The organism is Streptomyces sp. NPDC005141, assembly GCF_053599975.1.
This window is the reverse complement of record NZ_JBSFYW010000004.1, coordinates 15956-34851: the sequence shown is the minus strand read 5'-3', so window position 1 is coordinate 34851 and position 18896 is coordinate 15956. Positions and strand designations below refer to the sequence as shown.

Here is an 18896-nt window from a genome sequence, read left to right as displayed (position 1 = left end):
GTGCCCCGCCGGACGGCGGGGCACCCTTTGGCGTTTCCCGGATCAGTGCTGCTGCGGCTTCTGCGGCGTCGCCTCACTGGGACGTACGACGACGTGGCCCTCGCCCTCCAGCTTCAGCTGTACGGCTTCGCCGGAGCCCCCGCGGATCATCGAGCCGAACGACTGCGAGCGGTGCAGCGAGGTGTGCAGGTGTGCCGTCCAGCCGACGACCGCGTCCGTGTCGACGAACACCGGCTGCTGCTGGGAGACGGGAATGACCAGCGGGTTGCCCTCGCACATCAGGCCCAGGCTGCCGTGACCGGTGAAGACGCTGTTGAACAGGCCGCCGCCGCTGATGCCCGCGCCCTTCACGGTCTTTATCTCGTACGACAACGTGGCGTCGAAGCACAGGATGTTGCGGCCGTTGACCGTGAACACGTCGCCGGGCTCGATGCCCACGATGAAGCAGTTCTGTGCCTCGTGCGCGAACCAGGCCTCACCCTGCCCGCGGACGGTCATCAGCGGAAGTCCCTCGCCGGTGACCGCCCGCTTGAGCATGCCGCCCACGCCCTGGCCCTTGCGCTCGAACTGGAGATTGCCCCGGTAGGCCACCATCGCGCCCTGGCGCGCGAACATCTCGCCCTGGACGGCGTACTTGATGGACTTGGCGTTCTGGACGGTCATGCCCGGCGCGACCGCGGGCTGCACCATGTGGTCACTGGAAAAGAGATCACTCTTCATGCGGGCATCGTGTCGCGGAGGACGGGGCTCCGCCAGAGGCGTGGCGATCTTGGGACACGTGGTGACGGAGCTGCGACATGGCGAAGGCCGGCCCGGGTCAACCGGACCGGCCCACAGCTGAGTTGTCAGGCGGCGGGGGCGCCGACGTGACTGTGCAGACGGCTCACGACCTCGGAGAGCTGGGCCGCGACCTCGGCGTCGTCGACGGGGTGCGTCTCGGCGAAGCGGACCACGGAGCCGGGGACGGAGAGCTTGACGTCCTCCAGGACGGTGCCGCCGGCGATGCCCACGGCCTTGCGGGCCTCGTCCTGCGCCCAGACACCGCCGAACTGGCCGTACGCGGTACCGGCCACGACGACCGGCTTGCCGGTGAAGGAGCCGGCGCCGTACGGACGGGACAGCCAGTCGATGGCGTTCTTGAGGACGGCCGGGATGGTGCCGTTGTACTCCGGCGAGAAGAGCAGGAAGGCGTCGGACGCGTTGGCCGCCGCGCGCAGCTTGGCAGCGGCGGCGGGCACGCTGCCCTCGACGTCGATGTCCTCGTTGTAGAAGGGGATCTCGGCCAGGCCCTCGAAGAGCTCGACCTCGGCACCCTCCGGGGCGAGCTTGACGGCCGCCTCGGCGAGCTGGCGGTTGTGGGAACCGGCGCGCAGGCTGCCGACGAGCGCGAGGATGCGTACGGACATGGATATCTCCCGAAACTGGAAACGCTGAAACACTGCCGCAACAAAACGGACCAAGGTCCGCTTAAAGGTGTACCACCGAAGCGGACCGCAGTCCAGTTGTCCCCGGTTGCCGTTACGCTGGCTTCATGTCCACCCCACTCCCGCCGTTTCCGAAGCGACAGGAATCGTCCGACGAGCCCGTCCTCATGGAGCTCACCGGCCGTGATGACGCTCCGCTGCGCGCCGACGCCGCCCGCAACCGGGCGCGCCTGCTGGAGGCCGCCGCCCGGCTGGTCGAGGAGCAGGGAGTGGCCAAGCTCACGATGGAGGGCGTCGCCACCGCCGCGGCGGTGGGCAAGGGGACCGTCTTCCGGCGCTTCGGCGACCGTACGGGGCTGCTGATGGCCCTGCTCGACCACACCGAGCAGCTCTTCCAGACCGCCTTCATCGGCGGTCCGGCCCCGCTGGGCCCCGGCGCCTCACCGGCGGAGCGACTGCACGCCTTCGGATGCCACGCCCTGCGTCAGACCTCCGAACAGCTCGACCTCTATCTCGCCGCCGAGCCCGAGGCCACCCGCCGCTTCACCTCCGCCCCGTACCGCGTCCGCTTCATGCACGTGTGCATGCTGCTGCGTCAGACGGGCTCGGGCACGGCCACGGACATCGAGCTCGTCGCCCAGACCCTGATGGGATACCTGGAACCCGCCCTGATCGGTCACCTGACCCGCCAGCGCGGCATGCCGCTGGAGCGCCTGGAGTCCGGCTGGCGCGATCTGGTCGACCGGAGCGTCGGCCCGCGCTTCGCCTAGCGCCGCCTCCCCGGGCGGGCGGACAATGCGGCCATGGGGCATCGTCTCGAGGACATGAGCGCACCCGCTCGGCTGGCCGGACCGGACGAGGGCATCAGTGCCCAGGAGCTGGCTCTCGCCGCCCGGAACCACGGACTGCCGCTGGAGGCCCTGCGCTACGAGGTCACACCACCGGGGCTGCACTATGTGCTCACGCACTACGACATCCCGTACGCGGAAGAGGCTTCCTGGCGGCTCGTTCTCGGCGGGCGGGTGCGTCGCCCGCTGCTGCTCGGGATCGACGAGGTGAAGGCGTATCCCGCGGTCAGACAGCGGGTGACCATGGAGTGCGCGGGCAACGGGCGCGCCCTCCTGACACCCCGGCCGGTCAGTCAGCCGTGGCTGGTGGAGGCGGTCGGGACGGCCGAGTGGACGGGCGTGCCGCTGCGGGTGCTGCTCGCCGAGGCCGAGGCCGAACAGGACGCGGTGGACGTGGTGTTCACCGGCGCGGATCACGGGGTCGAGCGCGGGATCGAGCAGGACTACCAGCGAGCCCTGCCGCTGGAGGTGGCGCGGGGCGAGGAGCCCGAGGTCCTGGTGGCGTACGCGATGAACGGTGCTCCGCTGCCGCCCCAGCACGGGCATCCGCTGCGGCTCGTGGTGCCCGGCTGGTACGGCATGGCGCACGTGAAGTGGCTGCGCGAGATCACGGTGACCGAGACGCCGTTCCGGGGATTCCAGCAGGCTGTGGCGTACCGGCTCCGGCAGGACGCGGGGGACGAGGGCGAACCGGTCACCCGGATCGCCCCGCGCGCCCTGCTGGTCCCGCCGGGCTTCCCCGACTTCATGTCGCGCTCGCGGGCGGTCCGGCCGGGCGCCGTCACCCTGGAGGGGCGGGCCTGGTCCGGTCGCGCGCCGGTGACCGGGGTCGAGGTCAGTACGGACGACGGGCGCTCCTGGTCCCCGGCCGAACTGGACCGCGACGGCGGCCATCGCTGGGCCTGGCTTCCCTGGCGCTTCAGCTGGACGGCGACCCCCGGTCACCATGTGCTCAGCGCGCGCGCCACCGACGCCAAGGGGCACACGCAGCCCCTCGAACAGCCGTGGAACCGGGGCGGCTTCGTGAACAACCTCGTGCAGCGGGTCCCCGTGCTGTGCCTGGATCCCGACGACGGTGTCGACGCCGACGGCCGCCCATGACGCCCACGAAGACCTGCGTCGTGACGGGAACGGGGTGGCGGTTCCTGTCCGGGACACCGCGCCCCGCTCCCGTCCCCACGGAACTTCCGTCAGCTGAACGGATCCAGCGTGACGAACGCCCCCTGCGGATTGCCGTCGTGGACGAGGGACTCGTAGTTGCCGACATCGTCGAACGCGAACGCGTAGGCCTTGCCGTCGGCCATCTGCGCGTGGATCTTGCGGGCGTACTGGTTGGTCACCGTGTCCACGTAGAAGTTCGCGGAGCTGGTGTCCGGCTGGTTGGGGTTGGTCAGAAGCGTCGAGCGGTTGAAGCCCGCGCACAGGGTGCGTGAAATCGGGCCGCGCACCAGGTCGTTGGGCGCGTCGAGCCGCTTGTAGCAGCCGAAGATGCTGTCCGAGTCGGGCTTCTGGAAGCTGGTGACGGCCGCTCCGGAGCTGTTGGTGAAGTTCATGACGTTGCCGGAGACCCGGCCGAAGTACTTGGTGTTCGGCTGGTCGCCGAAGGGTGTCACCGTCAGCGTCGACGAACTGTACTTCTGCCAGACGCGGTTGATGTAGTCGTCCATGACGGTGGCCGGCAGCGCGCCCGCCTCGATGCCGTGCCCAGGAGCGAGAGCCCGCAGAACGGTACCGTCGGACCGGGTCTGGATCAGGTTGGCCCAGCCGCCCGGCTGACCCCGCAGCGCGTTGAAGAAGCCGTTGTATCCACCCGGCTTGAGGTGGCCGGTGTTCTTCGTGGTCCCGTCGGGGAGCTTGACTCCGACGGCGTACGGGGCCGAGAACATGTCGACCTGGGTGCTGTTGATCCACAGACCGGAGTCGTTGAGCGTGTACTCGGACCAGTTGAAGAGGATGTTGCGGTTCGGGTCGCTCGGATTCTGCACCGCCGGCTGCACGAGACCGCCGGTCGTCAGACGGAAGTCGAGCTTCTGCCCGAACGAGAAGTAGATCCGTCCGGAGAACTTGGGGAGCCGGATCGTCTTCGACTGGCCGTTGGCCGGTCCCGCGATCGACGCGTCGGGCGCGGGAGTCGGCGGATTGCCGCCCGCGGGCCACGCGTGGAAGGTGCCGTTCGCGTCGGCCCAGCCCTGCTGTCCCGTCGAGAGCTGTGTGCCGAGGTCGTAGATGTATACAGGCTCACTGCGGCCTGAGTTGTTGGTGAACGTGAGGGGAATGGTCGCCGGTACCGCTGCCTCGGCGCGGGAGGGCGCGCCGAAGGTGAGCAATGCGGCCGTGAGTGTGGCCGAGGCCAGCGCCCAAGCCGGCCATCTGGTTTTTACGCGCACTCTCTCTGCCTCCTTGATGTGGGGGTTCAGCGAGGTGGATTCCGGCGGACGCGGCTCGTCCGCTTTCCTTTGAGAGCGCTCTCAGAATTGCGCCAGGTTACGTACATGTCAACGATTCACACAAAGTTGGTCCGGTCCAATTTGCCTGCGGCGAAGGCGGGTTCGGATGCGCCGCGTGTAAGGGGCCTTGGGTGTGCGTCGCCAACGGGCCTTTTCCGTACCGGGGGTTGACCGGGGAAGGTCCTCACTGGTTCAGTGGCTCATCCACTCAGCCACTTGCCCGGAGGGGGAAACGTGGAGGCACTGCCCCGCGAGACCATCGTGGACGTCCTGGAGGACAGGCTGCGGACGGACATACTCGACGGCCGCCATCCGGCGGGAAGTTACCTTCCCCCGGAGCGGCGGCTCGCCGACGGGTACGGCGTCACCCGCACCACGCTCAAGCACGCCTTCGGGCGGCTTGTCCAGGCGGGACTGCTGGAGACCCGGCACGGAGTCGGAACCCGCGTGCGGGACTACGCCCGGCTCGGCGGGGCGGACCTCCTGCCCATGCTCGTACGGCACGACGCCACCTGGGTGCACGAGGTCTTCGAAGTGCGGCGCGGAGTGGGCGCGTTGATCGCCGAACGGGCCGCCGCCCGCGGCACCCGCGCACAGCGGGCCGAGTTGAGCGCACTGCTCGCGGCCGTACGGCGGGCCGAGGGCGCCGACGCGGTGCAGCTGGCCGACGTGGAGGTGCACCGCGCGCTGGCCCGGGCCACCGGCAACCGCGTCTACGTCCTGCTGACGAACACGCTCTTCAACGCCTACCTGCCGGTCCGCTCCCTGCTGAAGGGACCCTTCACCGACCCGGAGGCGGCCTACGAGCGCCTCCTGCCCGTGATCGACGCGGTGACCGCCGGGGACGCGCGACAGGCGCACGCGGCGGCCGACACCTATCTGCGGATCACCGAGGCCATCATGCTGGAGGGCCTCGCATGAGGGGCACGGTGTTCACGGAGACGATGCTCGGCACGGTCCGCCTCGACGACGAGCCGGGGGAGCGGCGCATCAGGCTCGACCTGCGCGCCGCCGCCGACCGGGTACTGCTCCCGCATCGGACGACACAGGCCCGTCTCACCGGCCGGGCGCGGATCGCCGGACGTGCCGACGACCCCCGCGCCGAGGGCGAGTTGGAGGTGTCGCCGATCGCACGGCGGCGCATCCGCTACCGTCTCACGTTCACCGCCGACGGGCGCCGCCTCACCCTGGACGGCTGGAAGTCGGTGACCCCTCGCCGTCCGGTCGCGTCGATGACGGTGCTGCCGTTCACCCTGTACGAGGGCGACGCACGGGTCGGCGAGGGTGTCCTGCGCTTCCCGGTGGCCACCGGCCTCGCACCCTTCCTGCTCGGCTTCCGCTTCCCGCGCCGCGAGGACCCCGCGGAACACATGGCCCCGCGATGGACCGGCGCCCCGGGCCGCACCGAGGTCTGGTACACCACCCTCACCGACCCGGAGAGCGGCACCGGAGTCTGGCTGCACCACGAACTCGTCGCACCCGCCGACGGATCCGAGCCGTTCGCCCATGGCTGGGCCGCGGTGTTCCCCCGCCAGGGCGAGGTACGCCACGCCCGCTTCGGACCCGTCCCCTGGACCCGGCCGTCCGACGGCTTCGCCACCGAGGACGTGACGTGTACCGCCGGACAATTGACGGGCAGCGCAGAGGACTTCCGATGGAAGCTCGCCGAACGCCCCCAGGGTGCACCGCTGTTCACCTTCCCTCGCTGGTCATGGCGCCGCCCCCTGCTGCCCGCCACCCAGATGCTCCCGGCCGCCCGAGCCACGTACGACGGCGAATTCTCGTACGGGGAGAAGACCTTGAACCTTCGCGGCGCACCCGGCGCCTCCGCCCGGATCTACGGGCACGGCAACGCGCACCGGTGGACCTGGCTGCACGCGGACCTCGGTGACGGCGACGTCCTGGAGATCGTCGCGGCCGTGTCCACCCGGCCGGTCCTGCGGCGGCTGCCCCCGCTCGTCTTCCTGCGTCTGCGCCGGCGTGGCCGCACGTGGCCGCGGCGGCCGGAGCGCTCCGCGATCGGCCGGCTGGGACTCGGACGCTTCCGGGCCGCCATCGGCCTGCCCATGTGGACGGTCACCGGCCGCACGGCGCTGCGCCGTATCCGCGTCGAGGTGAACCAGCCCGCGGAGCGGACCCTCACACTCGAGTACCGCGACCCGGACGGCGCCCGCGCGGTGTGCCGCAACAGCGAGTCCGCCGACGCCCGTGTCGTCCTCGAACGCTGGTGGGGACACTGGCGCCCGGAGGCCACCTGGGTGCTGGACGGCACCGCCCACGCCGAGGCGGGCGAACGATGACCGCCGAAGGACTCGTCGCCGCGCTGCTCGCCGACCAGGGCGACGCCGCATGGCCCGCCCGTGTACCGCACCGCCTCGACTCGGTGCTCGCCGCACTGCCCCGGGCCGCCCGTGCCGGAGTGCGCACGGCCGTCGCGGTCCTGGAGACGTACACCGCCGTGCGTACCGGCAGAAGCCTGGCGGCCCTCGGCCCCGATGAACGCGAGGACGTGCTCGGCTCCCTGGCCGCACGACCCCGGCTCGCCCCGCTGCTGGACCTCCTCAAGGTTCCCGTGCTCCTGGCCGCGGGCACCGAACGCATGCCGGCCCCGCGCGCTCCCGCGACGGCGCCGGTGGATCCACCCCTCGACTGCACTCCGGCCGAGGAGTGGCCCGCCCGCAGCACCGCCGACGTGGTCGTCGTCGGATCGGGAGCGGGCGGCGCGATGGCAGCACGGACCTTCGCGCTGGCCGGACTGAGCGTGGTCGTCCTGGAGGAGGGCCGGCACCACTCGACGGCGTCCTTCGGGCGCCGGGCGCCCCTCGACCGGTTCGCCGAGCTGTACCGTGACGGCGGTGCCACGGTGGCCGTCGGCAATCCACCGATCCTGCTGCCGGTCGGCCGTGCCGTCGGTGGCACCACCGTGGTCAACTCCGGTACCTGCTACCGGACTCCGGACCATGTCCGGCGGCGCTGGAGCAACGAGTTCGGGTTCGGGCTCGCCGAAGGGCTCGGGCCCCTGCTCGACGAGGTCGAGCGGACCCTCCGGGTGGCGACCCAGCCCCTCGACGTCCTCGGCAACAACGGGCTGCTCACTCTCGCCGGCGCCGAACGGCTCGGCTGGCGGGCCGCCCCGCTGCGCCGCAACGCCCCCGGCTGCAAGGGCTCGTGCCAGTGCGTGGTGGGCTGCCCCACCGGTGCCAAACAGAGCGTGCAGCTGTCCGTCCTGCCCGACGCCTGTGCCGCGGGCGCCCGGATCGTCACCGGCGCCCGGGTCCGCCGCATCCTTCTGGACCGGGACCCGCCGGGCCCGCCCCGCGCCGCCGGGGTCCTGGCCCGCCGCCCCGACGGCAGCGAACTGGAGATCCTCAGCCCCCTCGTCGTGACGGCGGCCGGGACCCTCCAGACCCCGCCCCTGCTGCGCCGCTCGGGCCTCGGCGGACATCCCCGCCTGGGCCGAAACCTCAGCGTGCACCCGGCGACCAGCGTGGCCGGCCGCTTCGCCGAGCCGGTGACGGCCTGGCGCGGCGTGCTGCAGAGCGTCGGGGTCGAGGAACTGCACGCGCGCGGGGTCCTCGTCGAGGCGACCGCGAGCCCGCCCGGCATGGGCACCTTCGTCCTGCCAGGCCTCGGCCGGGAGCTGCGGCGCGAACTGGAGGACGCGGACCACCTGGCGACCCTCGGCGCCATGATCGCCGACCGCCCCTCCGGGCAGGTCCGGGGCCGGGACCGGACGCTGGTCCGCTACGACCTCGACCCCCGCGACGGCGACCGCCTGATGACCGCCGTACGGGCCATGGGCCGCCTGCTCTTCGCCGCCGGGGCCGAGGAGGTCCTCACCGGAGTCCCGGGCGCGCCCCGCGCCGGCTCGCCCGACGCGCTCGACGAACTGCTCACCTCGGTCCGCGCCCGCGATCTGCACCTGTCGGCCTTCCACCCGACCGGCACGGTGGCCGCGGGCGCCGATCCGCAGCGGGCGCCCGCCGATCCCGAGGGCAGGCTCCGCGGTGTCCACGGAGTCCTCGTGGCGGACGGGTCCGTCCTGCCGAGCTGCCCGGAGGTCAACCCGCAGCTGAGCATCATGGCGGCGGCCCTGGCGATCTCGGAGGCGTGGCTCGACGGAGCACGGCACGGGTGCTGAGCCGTCGCGCACCACCCCAATGGGCCCCCGCGGTTCGCCCTCGCCGGGCGTGGCACGGAGCATGAGGGAGTCCGTACGGCAACAAGAGGACGAGCCCCCGTGCCCCGTGCGGCAGGAAGAGGACGAGCCCCCATGAGCAGACGCGTTCCCCACGGCCGGAGCGGATCACGCCGTGTCGCTGCCCTCTTGTCCGCGATCGCGTGCTGCTCCGTTCTCGTCTCGTGCAGCTCGGACGACGGCGGTGGCAGCAGTACGGCCTCCATCACCCCGCCGAACAAGTCCGACTTCACGGGGTCGGCGCCCTCCGCCATCGCCTCGGCGGCCTCCTCGATCATCGCGTCGGCCAGCGAGCGGGCGTCGTCGGCGGCCGCCTCCGTGGAGGCCAGGGCCTCGGAGTTCGCGGCCTCGGTCTCCGCCGACACCGCGCGCGCCGCGGCCACCGCCGAGAAGGAGCTGAAGGACGTCAAGGGCAGCGGCAACGCGACGTCCGACGTCAGCATGAAGGGCCTGCCCACGGCGGAGACCGGCGGGCTGCGGGCCGTACTGGTCACCATCACCAACACGACCGACAAGACCGCCTCGTACGCCGTGCAGGTCGACTTCAAGAACCCCGACGGCAAGGTCGTGGAGACGAAGTTCGTCGGCAAGGAGAACCTGGAGCCGGGGAAGAAGGCGCAGCCGGTCGTCATCAGCAGGCAGCCCGCGGAGCCGCAGCTCACCGCCGTGCTGGTGAAGGCCCAGCGCTACTGACGCGGACGAACACGGGCGTCGGCGGCGCCCTCGCCCCGGGAAGCCCGTCCTCCTGTCGGGGACGGGCTTCCCGGGCCGCGTCGGTGGAAGCCGCGCGGGCGGGAACGGTCAGGGGTAGGTCAGGGATACGAGACCACCGTGGACGGCACGGTGGAGGTGCCCGAGGTGGGGGCGCCCGTGTCGTTGATGACGCGCTCGTACTGCCCGTTGCCGCCCAGCGAGACGACCAGCAGGCCGTGGAACTTCACGCCGGCCCTGTTCGGAGCCGCGAAGCCGTGGTGCTGGACGATCGACGGGGCGACGTTGTAGTAGCAGTAGCTGCCCAGCCCCCAACCCTCGTGGGTGGTCACGGAGTCGGCGACCTTGTAGGCCGCGTACCCCTTGATGCTCCCGTTCTGGATGGCGGCCTGGTTCGGCGCGTCGTACGCCTTCTCGTTCTGGAAGAAGATGGTGCGGCCCCGCTGGCCGTACCACTGCACGTCGTACTTGTTGAAGTGCTCGACGAAGAGCCCGGTGGCCAGGACGTCGTCGCCGTTGACGCGGATGCCGTAGTCCGCCCGGTTGGTCTCCCAGCCGACGCCGGCGCCGTGGTCGGCCCGCCAGACCCAGGTGTGGTCGACGATCGTGTGCCGGCTGTTGATGACCATGCTGGTCGTCGCCTTGCCGGCGCCGGCTCCGCCGATGCGGACGAACACGTCCTGCACGGTGGTCGGGTTGGCCGAGTGGTCCGCGGAGGCCCCGGTCGGGCCGACCTCCAGGAGGGTGGTGGAGTTGACCGGCCCGGCGTCGATCAGGAAGCCGGCGAGCCGGACTCCGTCGACATCGGCCGTCCTGAGCACGGTGACGCCGTTGTCCGGGATCAGTGTGGCGTAGCCGAGCCCGAGGACCACGGTGCCCGCGCGGTTCACCTGGATCGGCTGGTCGAGGTGGTAGATCCCCGGTGTCAGCAGCAGGTGGAGCCCCTGGCCGAGCGCGGCGTTCAGGGTGGCGGCGGTGACACCGGGCTTGGCCACGTAGAACTGGCTGAGCGGCAGCGACGAGCCGCGCGGGGTTCCGCTGCCCCAGCTGGTGCCGCGCGCGTTCGTGCGCTTCTCCGGCAGGAACACCCGGTACTCGCCGCCGTTGAGATACAGGAACGGCTTCTCGCGGGACACCGGCGTGGTGGCGAGCGTGGTGTACGGCGGGTTGGGGAAGGACTGCGCGGGTGCGCCCTGGACGCCCGAGAACACCATGTTCCAGACGGCGTTGACCCAACCGCCCACCGAACTGTCCCGGGTGTACCACTGCTGCTGCGAGTAAGGTCCGACCGACCCGTCGATCCGGCTGTCGGCGATGTAGCCGCCGGAGGCCCAGCCGTAGCCGTCGGGGGCGAGGTTGAGGCCGCCCTTGATGTGCATACGACGGAACGGTGCGGCCTGGGCGACCGCCCACCGGTTGGTGCCGCTGACCGGACTGAGGGCGAGGTTCTCCGCCGAACGCCAGAAGTTCTGGGTGGCGTTGCCGTTGAACCAGCCGGCGTCGACGGTCACGTCACCGTTGATCGTCGTGTCGTCCGGTGACAGGCCGAGGCCCGCGATCGAGGTGTAGAAGCCGAGCTGGGCGTTGAGCCCGTTGTACGTGCCCGGCTTGAACAGCAGCGCGTAGCGGCCCGTGCCGAACTGAGCCGACTCCTGCTGCCGGAAGATCTGGTCCAGTCTGGCCTGGATGCCCGGCGTCGAGGGGTCGAAGACGATCACGTTCGGGCCCAGGTCGCCGCCGCCGGGGAGGGCCGACGGCTGCTGGGCGGGTACGGCGGGCGAGGCGGAGGCCGGTGCGGACAGCGCGAGCAGTCCGGGCGCGGTCGCGCCGGCCGCCATCGCTCCGAGGACGGTGCGCCGTGCGACGGGGGAACGGCCGGAGTCCGGGGCGTCTGTGGGGGGTTGCAGGCATGAGGGGCGACTCTCCTGGTTCAGGAAGTGAACGATGGGAGGTATGGGGGAGCGCTCTCTTGCCGATTCATGCTTCATCCAGGTGAACGACGCGTCAAGAGTTGTGACCGGAGTCCGGAATGTTGTTGCGCAGTGAACGGGCAACTCGCTTTCAAATGACGGTAGTTCATGACGGTGTCCACCCGTATGGCGATGGGTGCGGGTCCCGATGCCGTGTTCAAGAGGTGCGCATATCGCAGGCAAGTGATTCTCCGTCAACTCCCTTGACACTCCTGCGCGACCGCCACAACACTCCTCGACGGGAGAGCGCTCTCCCAGTTTCCTCGGCACATGTGATGGACCGTCACGCGGGTTGCCCGGTGGCTTCGTTCCCGACGCCGCCCACGGCCGCCCGACCCCCACCGTCCCCATCGACGTGGCAGGAGGTCTCCATGGCACGGAGATCGAAGACCGTCTCAGGAATCCTGATGTCCAGCGCGCTGCTGCTGACCTCGCTCGGCCTGGCCGGAGTGGCGATGAGCGCCGGCCCCGCGGCCGGCGCGGCACCGTCCGTGGCCGGGGCGACGGCCGTCCACGCGGGTCATGCGATGGCCGCCTCGACGCTCGCCTCGCCCGAGGACCCGGACGGCGACGGCTACATCCCGGTGAATCCGCAGGTGACCGGGGTCGTCCCGTCCAAGGCGGAGCCAGCGCCCCGCTACTTCCACGAGTTCCAGGCGAACTGCTCGGTGACCCGCACCAGGCCCGACGACCCGATCGTCTACCCCGGCCAGCCGGGCAAGTCCCACGACCACACCTTCATGGGCAACACCACCACCGACGCGGCCAGCACCACCGCCTCGCTGGAGGCCGGTTCGACCAGCTGCAAGGCTCCCGGCGACAAGTCGGCGTACTGGATGCCGACCCTGTTCAAGGGGAACACGCCCGTACTGCCGGTGGGTCCGCAGGTCATCTACTACAAGGCCGGAGTCACCGACTACACCAGCGTGCGGCCCTTCCCGAAGGGGCTGCGGTTCGTCGTCGGCAGTCCCCTGCAGTCCGCGGCCGACTTCCGCAAGCACCGGGGGTTCGTCGAGGGATGGGAGTGCGGCAACAGCTACTTCAACGTGGACTTCCCGCAGCAGTGCCCGAACACCGCGGACGTCCAGCTCAACATCCGCTTCCAGGCGCCCAGTTGCTGGGACGGGAAGTACCTGGACACCCCTGACCATCAGCGTCACATGGCGTATCCGGTGGTCAACCCCGGCACCAACAACAACATCTGCCCGGACGACCACCCGGTCGCGCTGCCGATGATCGAGTTCAAGATGGCCTTCCCGGTCAACGGTGACATGTCGCAGGTGAGGCTCGCGAGCGGCACGGGCCACTCCTTCCACTACGACTTCTTCAACGCGTGGGACACGCGGACGCAGAAGGCGCTCGTCGACCACTGCGTCGTGGGCGGGCTCCAGTGCGACGCCCGCGGCTACGACCAGACGCACCCCGAAGCCGGCGCGGCACTCGACGAGAACTACCGGCTTCCCTGACACGGGAGCGTCCCGCCGGTCCGGGGCCTCGCCGGACCGGCGGGACCGGCCGGCCCGTCACCCGCACACCGCCTGGACCCATCCCTCCCCCTCACCCGCACACCGGACGGACACTCATGATCGGATTCCGCACCACCCGGCGCCCTATCGCGGCACCCGTCACCGCGGGCCTGCTCGCCGCGGGGGTACTCGTCCTGCCGAACCAGCCGGCACAGGCGGTCGGCGGCGTCGTCAAGGTCACCGGCTCGCAGGGCAACTGGCAACTGACCGTCGACGGAAGCCCGTACCAGATCAAAGGCCTCACCTGGGGCCCGGCCGTCGCCGACGCCGGACGTTACCTGCCCGACCTGAAGTCGATGGGCGTCAACACCATCCGCACCTGGGGCACCGACGCCTCCAGCAAGCCTCTCTTCGACGCGGCGGCGGCCCAGGGCATCAAGGTGATCGCCGGCTTCTGGCTGCAGCCCGGCGGCGGTCCCGGCAGCGGCAGCTGCGTGAACTACCTGACGGACACCGCCTACAGGAACCAGGTGCTCGCCGAGTTCCCCAAGTGGGCCGACACCTACAAGGACAACCCCGGTGTCCTCATGTGGAACGTCGGCAACGAATCCGTGCTCGGTCTCCAGAACTGCTACAACGGCGCCGAGTTGGAGCGCCAGCGCGGCGCCTACACCACCCTCGTCAACGACATCACCAGGAAGATCCACGCCGTCGACCCCAACCACCCCGTCACCTCCACCGACGCGTGGACCGGTGCCTGGCCCTACTACAAGAAGAATGCGCCCGACCTGGACCTGTACGCCGTGAACGCCTACAACGCCGTCTGTGACGTGAAGTCGGCCTGGGAGCAGGGCGGCTACACCAAGCCCTACATCGTCACCGAGACCGGACCGGCGGGCGAGTGGGAGGTTCCGGACGACGCCAACGGCGTCCCCGCCGAACCCACCGACCGCGCGAAGGCCGATGGTTACACCCGGGCGTGGAACTGTGTCACCGGGCACAAGGGTGTGGCGCTCGGCGCCACGATGTTCCACTACGGGACCGAGTACGACTTCGGCGGTATCTGGTTCAACCTGCTGCCCGCGGGCGAGAAGCGGCTCTCGTACTACGCCGTGAAGAAGGCGTACGGCACGGACACCTCGCGTGACAACACCCCGCCGGTCATCTCCGGCCTGACCGTCGAGGGAGACGCGGGCAAGGTGCCCGCGGGACGCGACCTCACGCTCTCCGTCAAGGCCACGGACCCGAACGGCGATCCGATCACGTACGAGGTGCTGGACAACAGCATGTACATCGACCAGGGCAAGCAGCTGAACCCGCTGCCCCTCACCGACCTCGGCGGCGGCCGGCTGAAGGTGACCGCACCGGACAGGCCGGGTGTCTGGAAGATCTACGTCAAGGCCAAGGACGGCAAGGGCAACGTCGGTGTCGAGACCCGCTCCGTGCGGGTGGTGCCGCCGACGCCGGCCGGCACGAACGTCGCCCTCGGCCAGCCGGCCACCGCCTCCTCGTACCAGACCGGCGGCGGTGACTGTCCCTGCACCGCGGCGGGCGCCGTCGACGGCAACCTCGCCACCCGCTGGGCCGGCGACTGGAGCGACCCGCAGTGGCTGCGGGTCGACCTCGGCACCCGCACCGCGTTCCGGCATGTGCAACTGGTCTGGGAGACCTCGTACGCCAAGGCCTACACCGTGCAGACCTCGGACGACGGGCAGAACTGGACCACCCTCCGAACGGTCGCCGACGGCAACGGCGGCGTCGACGACCTCGACGTCACCGGGGCCGGCCGCTACGTACGGGTGAACGGCACCGCGCGAGGAACCGGATGGGGTTACTCGCTCTACGAGTTCGGCGTCTACAACTGAGTCGAACACCGAGGCGGAGAGCGCTCTCCCGGAAAGGAGGCCGTACTTGACGGAGACGACGGACGACGAGGCGGAGCGCGAACGGCTCCTCGGCAAGCTGACCCTCCCCGAGAAGGTCCGGCTGCTGACCGGTGCGACCACCTGGCGCACCAGGGCCGAACCTGCCCTGGGACTGCGGGAGATGGTCTTGTCGGACGGTCCCGCCGGAGTGCGCGGGCAGTCCTGGGACGAGCGGGAGCCCTCCCTGCTGCTGCCCTCGGCGTCCGCGCTCGGCGCCCTGTGGGACGAGGAACTGGTGGAGCGCCTCGGCGGGCTGCTCGCCGCCGAGGCGCGCCGCAAGGGCGTCGACGTGGTCCTCGCGCCCACCCTCAATCTCCACCGCACGCCGCTGGGAGGGCGGCACTTCGAGTGCTTCTCCGAGGATCCCGAGCTGACCGGCCGCACCGGCGCCGCGCTCGTCCGCGGCATCCAGGCGCACGGTGTGGCCGCCACCGCCAAGCACTATGTGGCCAACGACTCCGAGACGGACCGGCTGACCGTCGACGTGCGCGTGTCCGAACGGGTGCTGCGGGAGGTGTACCTGGCACCGTTCGAGGCGGCCGTCCTGGCCGGCGTCCGGGTCGTCATGGCCGGATACAACGGCGTCAACGGCACCACGATGACCGCCAGTCCGCTGCTCACCGATCCGCTCAAACGGGAGTGGGGCTTCGACGGAGTGGTGGTCTCCGACTGGGGCGCGGTGCGCGCCGGCGACCCGGCCGCCCGCGCCGGCCTCGACCTCGCGATGCCGGGCCCGGAGAGCGCTTGGTCGCGGGCGCTGGTGCGGGCCGTGGAGACGGGACGTGTTCCGCTGTCGGCCGTCGACGACAAGGTGCGGCGGCTGCTCGCGCTCGCGGACGCGTGCGGCGCCCTCGGAGAGCCACCGTCCGGGCCGCCGAGGCCGTCGCCGCCCGAGCGGGAGCTACCGTCCGCGCCGGAGACGCCGTCGCCATGCGAGACGGGCCGGGTGTCCGGGGCGTCGCCGGAGTTCGAGTTGGCGCCCGCCCTGGGGCCGTCGTCGCCGTGTGAGCCGGGCCCGGCGTCCTGGAGGTTGTCGTCGCCTGAGCCTGAGCCTGAGCCTGAGCCTGAGCCTGAGTCGGCGTCCGCGCCGGAGTCGTGGTCGCCAGGCAAGCCCGTTCCCGGGTTCGTGCCCAGGACTCTCGCGTCGCATGAGCCGGAGCTGCCGTCCGGGCTGGAGCCGGCGTCCGAGCCGGAATCGCCCTTCGTGCCGGAGTCGCCGCAGGCCGCCGCGTCCGCCACCGGCCCGCCCGGCGCGCTCGCCCTGCTGCGCACCGCCGTCGCGGCGAGCGCGGTCCTGCTGCACAACCGCGGCGTCCTCCCACTCGATCCCGACCGGCTGCGCACCCTCGCCGTGATCGGCGCGCACGCGGCTCTGCCGCGCACCCAGGGCGGCGGCAGCGCGGGGGTCTTCCCCCGGCGGGTGATCACACCGCTGGACGGCATCAGGGCCGCGCTCGGCGACGGTGTGCGCGTCGTGCACGCACCCGGCCCCTCGACCGACGCACCTCCGCCGCCACTGACCCCGGACCTGTGCACCGATCCGGTGACGGGTGACCCCGGCGTCCGGCTGCGTCTGCTGGACGCGACCGGACACGAGCTGTATTCCGAACACCGCAGCGGCGGGCGTCAGTTGGAGCCTCCACTCGTACCCGGCGCGCACACCGTCGAGATCGGCGCCCTCCTGCTTCCGGGAGTCTCCGGCCCGTGGACCCTCGGAATCGGCGGGTTCGGCCGCATGAGCATCGCGGTCGACGAACACATCGTCATGGCGGGGGAGTTCGGCAAGGAGACCGACGATCCCGCGGTCGTTCATGTGAACCCGCCCGCCCAGTGTGTGCCGGTGTCTCTCACGGCCGGACGCGCGGTGCGTGTCGTTGCGCGCCGTGAACTCGCCCCGGGGACAGGCCGGGCCACCGTGGTGGCCGCGGCGCCGCCGCGCCACGACACCGCGGAGGCCCTCGCCCACGCGACACGGGCGGCCCGCGAGGCCGACGCGGCGATCGTGGTCGTCGGCACCACGGAGCACGGCGAGTCGGAAGGCTACGACCGCACGGATCTCGGACTCGGCGGCCACCAGGACGCCCTGGTCCGGGCGGTGACCGACGCCAACCCGCGCACGGTCGTCGTCGTCAACAGCGGCGGACCGGTGGAACTGCCCTGGCGCACGCGGGCCGGTGCCGTACTGCTGACCTGGTTCCCCGGACAGGAGGGCGGCGCGGGCCTGGCCGACGTACTGTTCGGCCGCGCCGAACCCGGCGGCCGGCTGCCCACGACCTGGGCGGCGGCCCTCGCCGACGCCCCGGTCACCCGCACCGGCCCCACGGACGGACGCCTCGACTACGGCGAGGGCCTGCACATCGGCTACCGCGCCTGGGCGCGCCACCACCGCGAACCGGCCTACTGGTTCGGCCACGGACTCGGCTACACGACATGGGCGTACGAGGGGCTGAGCGTCCCCGAGGAAATCGTGGCCGGGGATCCGTTCACCGTGCGGGTCGAGGTGCGCAACACGGGCCCGCGCCGTGGACGCGAGGTCGTCCAGGTCTATCTGGCAGGGCCCCCCGGTTCGCTGGAGCGACCGGAACGATGGCTCGCCGGCTACACGGCGGTGCGCGCCGAAGCGGGCGAGCGGACCACGGCGGTGGTGCGGATACCGGCCCGCGCGCTGCGCCACTGGGCTCAGGACGAGCACGCGTGGCGCACACAGCCCGGCCCGTACCGAGTGCTCGCGGGCCGTTCCGCGGGCGTTCTTCCCCTGACGGCCACCGCGCTGGTCCGGGTGCCTGACTGAGCGTCGGGTGGTGGGGAGAGCGCTCTATCCCGAGGCGGTGCCGTGCGGTTAGGGTGCGGCAATGAGCAGACAGGCTCCCAGGCTGGAGGATGTCGCGCGGGAGGCGGGAGTCTCCCGCGCGACCGTGTCCCGGGTCATCAACGGCGTCCGCAACGTCGACCCCGGGATTCAGGAAGTGGTGCGCCAGGCCATCGAGCGGACCGGATACGCGCCCAACCGGGCCGCCAGATCGCTGGTGACCCGCCGCAGTCAGACGGTGGCGCTGATCGTCTCCGGCGCGGGCGACACCCCGGGTGAGGACCAGAACGCCTTCGCCGCACGCGTGTTCGCGGACCCGTTCTTCGGACGGGTCGTCAGCGGTGTGGTGGGGTACCTGCGCCCCCGAGCGATGCATCCGCTCCTGATGTTCGCCGAATCCGCGGAGACCAGGAGTCAGGTCCTGGCCGACCTCCGGCAGGGCAGCGCGGACGGCGCGCTCGTCGTCTCCACCCACGCCGACGACCCGCTGCCCGCGCTGCTCGCCGACGCCGGTCTGCCCGCCGTCCTCTTCGCCCGGCCCTCCCGACCCGTGCCGCTCAGCTATGTCGATCTCGCCCATCGTGACGGGGCGCGACTGGCGGCCGAGCACCTGCTGAACCGGGGCTGCCGGAAGATCGTCACCGTCACCGGGCCGCTCCGCGTGGCCGCGAGCCAGGACCGGCTCGCCGGGTTCCGCGACACGATGGCCCGCAGGGGACATCCGTACGTACCGGTCGCCGAGGGCGGCTTCACGCTGGACAGCGGCATGGCCGCGATGTCCGGGCTGCTGTCCGAACACCCCGACATCGACGGGGTGTTCGCCGCCAACGACCTGATGGCCCAGGGCGTGTGCCAGGTGCTGCGGGAGCGGGGCAGAAGCGTGCCGGACGACGTGGCGGTCGTCGGCTTCGACGACTCCAGCGTGGCCGTGACGTGCCGGCCTCCGCTCACCACCGTGCGGCAGCCGGTCGAGGAGATGGCCGCGGCCATGGCCGGTCTTCTCGACGAGCACATCCGGGGCGTGCGCAGCGAACCCACGTCGCTGATCTTCGATCCGGAACTCGTGGTCCGCGCGTCGGCGTAGGGGCGGAGCCGCCA

At 71.4% G+C, this 18896-nt stretch carries 14 protein-coding genes; 10 read left to right on the top strand and 4 right to left on the bottom strand.

The genetic code is table 11. The annotated features are described in order from the left end of the window. Positions 1-42 precede the first annotated feature (42 nt). Together ACWD68_RS04310 and ACWD68_RS04305 are read right to left on the bottom strand one after the other, a co-directional pair. Entirely contained in the window at positions 43-720 is a 678-nt protein-coding gene (locus ACWD68_RS04310) for an AIM24 family protein (protein WP_451804954.1), read from the bottom strand. Positions 721-845: 125 nt separating this feature from the next. Beyond that, the gene (locus tag ACWD68_RS04305) at positions 846-1406 is read right to left on the bottom strand and encodes an NAD(P)H-dependent oxidoreductase (protein WP_451804953.1); all 561 of its coding nucleotides are present in this window, start codon (positions 1404-1406) and stop codon (positions 846-848) included. 125 nt (positions 1407-1531) lie between these two features. On the opposite strand from ACWD68_RS04305, the gene ACWD68_RS04300 reads away from it, so the two are divergent. Both ACWD68_RS04300 and ACWD68_RS04295 read left to right on the top strand, forming a co-directional pair. After that, positions 1532-2194: a TetR/AcrR family transcriptional regulator gene (locus ACWD68_RS04300; protein WP_451804952.1), complete on the top strand. Its 663-nt coding sequence runs from the start codon at positions 1532-1534 to the stop codon at positions 2192-2194. A gap of 33 nt (positions 2195-2227) precedes the next feature. Further along, positions 2228-3373 carry a sulfite oxidase gene (locus ACWD68_RS04295; protein ID WP_451804951.1) on the top strand — a complete coding sequence of 382 codons (1146 nt, stop codon included), beginning with the start codon at positions 2228-2230 and terminating at the stop codon, positions 3371-3373. Positions 3374-3462: 89 nt separating this feature from the next. Here ACWD68_RS04295 and ACWD68_RS04290 read toward each other — a convergent pair whose 3' ends face one another. Beyond that, positions 3463-4659, bottom strand: coding sequence for a glycoside hydrolase family 64 protein (locus ACWD68_RS04290; RefSeq protein WP_451804950.1), 1197 nt, complete (start codon positions 4657-4659; stop codon positions 3463-3465). 294 nt (positions 4660-4953) lie between these two features. Here ACWD68_RS04290 and ACWD68_RS04285 point away from each other — a divergent pair, with 294 nt between their 5' ends. From ACWD68_RS04285 to ACWD68_RS04270, 4 genes are all read left to right on the top strand, one after another. After that, entirely contained in the window at positions 4954-5640 is a 687-nt protein-coding gene (locus ACWD68_RS04285) for a FadR/GntR family transcriptional regulator (protein ID WP_451804949.1), read from the top strand. Continuing rightward, positions 5637-7019, top strand: a complete 1383-nt coding sequence (locus ACWD68_RS04280) for a hypothetical protein (protein ID WP_451804948.1) — start codon at positions 5637-5639, stop codon at positions 7017-7019. Before ACWD68_RS04285 ends, ACWD68_RS04280 begins: the two co-directional genes overlap by 4 nt. After that, a complete protein-coding gene (locus ACWD68_RS04275) occupies positions 7016-8860 on the top strand; it encodes a GMC family oxidoreductase N-terminal domain-containing protein (protein ID WP_451804947.1) in 1845 nt (614 codons plus the stop codon). Before ACWD68_RS04280 ends, ACWD68_RS04275 begins: the two co-directional genes overlap by 4 nt. Positions 8861-8992: 132 nt before the next feature. Further along, positions 8993-9610, top strand: coding sequence for a hypothetical protein (locus ACWD68_RS04270; protein ID WP_451804946.1), 618 nt, complete (start codon positions 8993-8995; stop codon positions 9608-9610). A 119-nt stretch (positions 9611-9729) separates the two neighbouring features. Here ACWD68_RS04270 and ACWD68_RS04265 read toward each other — a convergent pair whose 3' ends face one another. Beyond that, the gene (locus ACWD68_RS04265; protein ID WP_451804945.1) at positions 9730-11466 is read right to left on the bottom strand and encodes a coagulation factor 5/8 type domain-containing protein; all 1737 of its coding nucleotides are present in this window, start codon (positions 11464-11466) and stop codon (positions 9730-9732) included. Positions 11467-11969: 503 nt separating this feature from the next. Between ACWD68_RS04265 and ACWD68_RS04260 the strand changes: the two genes are divergently transcribed. The 4 genes from ACWD68_RS04260 (at position 11970) to ACWD68_RS04245 (ending at position 18882) form a co-directional block, all read left to right on the top strand. Next, positions 11970-13064, top strand: a complete 1095-nt coding sequence (locus ACWD68_RS04260) for a DUF1996 domain-containing protein (RefSeq protein WP_451804944.1) — start codon at positions 11970-11972, stop codon at positions 13062-13064. Between the two features lie 116 nt (positions 13065-13180). After that, positions 13181-14929, top strand: coding sequence for a discoidin domain-containing protein (locus ACWD68_RS04255; RefSeq protein WP_451804943.1), 1749 nt, complete (start codon positions 13181-13183; stop codon positions 14927-14929). A 46-nt stretch (positions 14930-14975) separates the two neighbouring features. After that, positions 14976-17780 (top strand): glycoside hydrolase family 3 C-terminal domain-containing protein, encoded by a 2805-nt coding sequence (locus ACWD68_RS04250; RefSeq protein WP_451804942.1) that lies wholly within the window; start codon positions 14976-14978, stop codon positions 17778-17780. A gap of 61 nt (positions 17781-17841) precedes the next feature. Next, a complete protein-coding gene (locus tag ACWD68_RS04245; RefSeq protein ID WP_451804941.1) occupies positions 17842-18882 on the top strand; it encodes a LacI family DNA-binding transcriptional regulator in 1041 nt (346 codons plus the stop codon). Positions 18883-18896: the final 14 nt, after the last annotated feature.

Excerpts from the sequence above, each read along its gene's own strand:
- ACWD68_RS04295 (WP_451804951.1), top strand. The coding sequence starts at position 2,228 with ATGGGGCATCGTCTCGAGGACATGAGCGCACCCGCTCGGCTGGCCGGA.
- ACWD68_RS04280 (WP_451804948.1), top strand. The coding sequence starts at position 5,637 with ATGAGGGGCACGGTGTTCACGGAGACGATGCTCGGCACGGTCCGCCTC.
- ACWD68_RS04255 (WP_451804943.1), top strand. The coding sequence starts at position 13,181 with ATGATCGGATTCCGCACCACCCGGCGCCCTATCGCGGCACCCGTCACC.
- ACWD68_RS04245 (WP_451804941.1), top strand. The coding sequence starts at position 17,842 with ATGAGCAGACAGGCTCCCAGGCTGGAGGATGTCGCGCGGGAGGCGGGA.
- ACWD68_RS04305 (WP_451804953.1), bottom strand. The coding sequence starts at position 1,406 with ATGTCCGTACGCATCCTCGCGCTCGTCGGCAGCCTGCGCGCCGGTTCC.
- ACWD68_RS04310 (WP_451804954.1), bottom strand. The coding sequence starts at position 720 with ATGAAGAGTGATCTCTTTTCCAGTGACCACATGGTGCAGCCCGCGGTC.
- ACWD68_RS04265 (WP_451804945.1), bottom strand. The coding sequence starts at position 11,466 with ATGGCGGCCGGCGCGACCGCGCCCGGACTGCTCGCGCTGTCCGCACCG.
- ACWD68_RS04300 (WP_451804952.1), top strand. The coding sequence starts at position 1,532 with ATGTCCACCCCACTCCCGCCGTTTCCGAAGCGACAGGAATCGTCCGAC.
- ACWD68_RS04270 (WP_451804946.1), top strand. The coding sequence starts at position 8,993 with ATGAGCAGACGCGTTCCCCACGGCCGGAGCGGATCACGCCGTGTCGCT.
- ACWD68_RS04260 (WP_451804944.1), top strand. The coding sequence starts at position 11,970 with ATGGCACGGAGATCGAAGACCGTCTCAGGAATCCTGATGTCCAGCGCG.
- ACWD68_RS04275 (WP_451804947.1), top strand. The coding sequence starts at position 7,016 with ATGACCGCCGAAGGACTCGTCGCCGCGCTGCTCGCCGACCAGGGCGAC.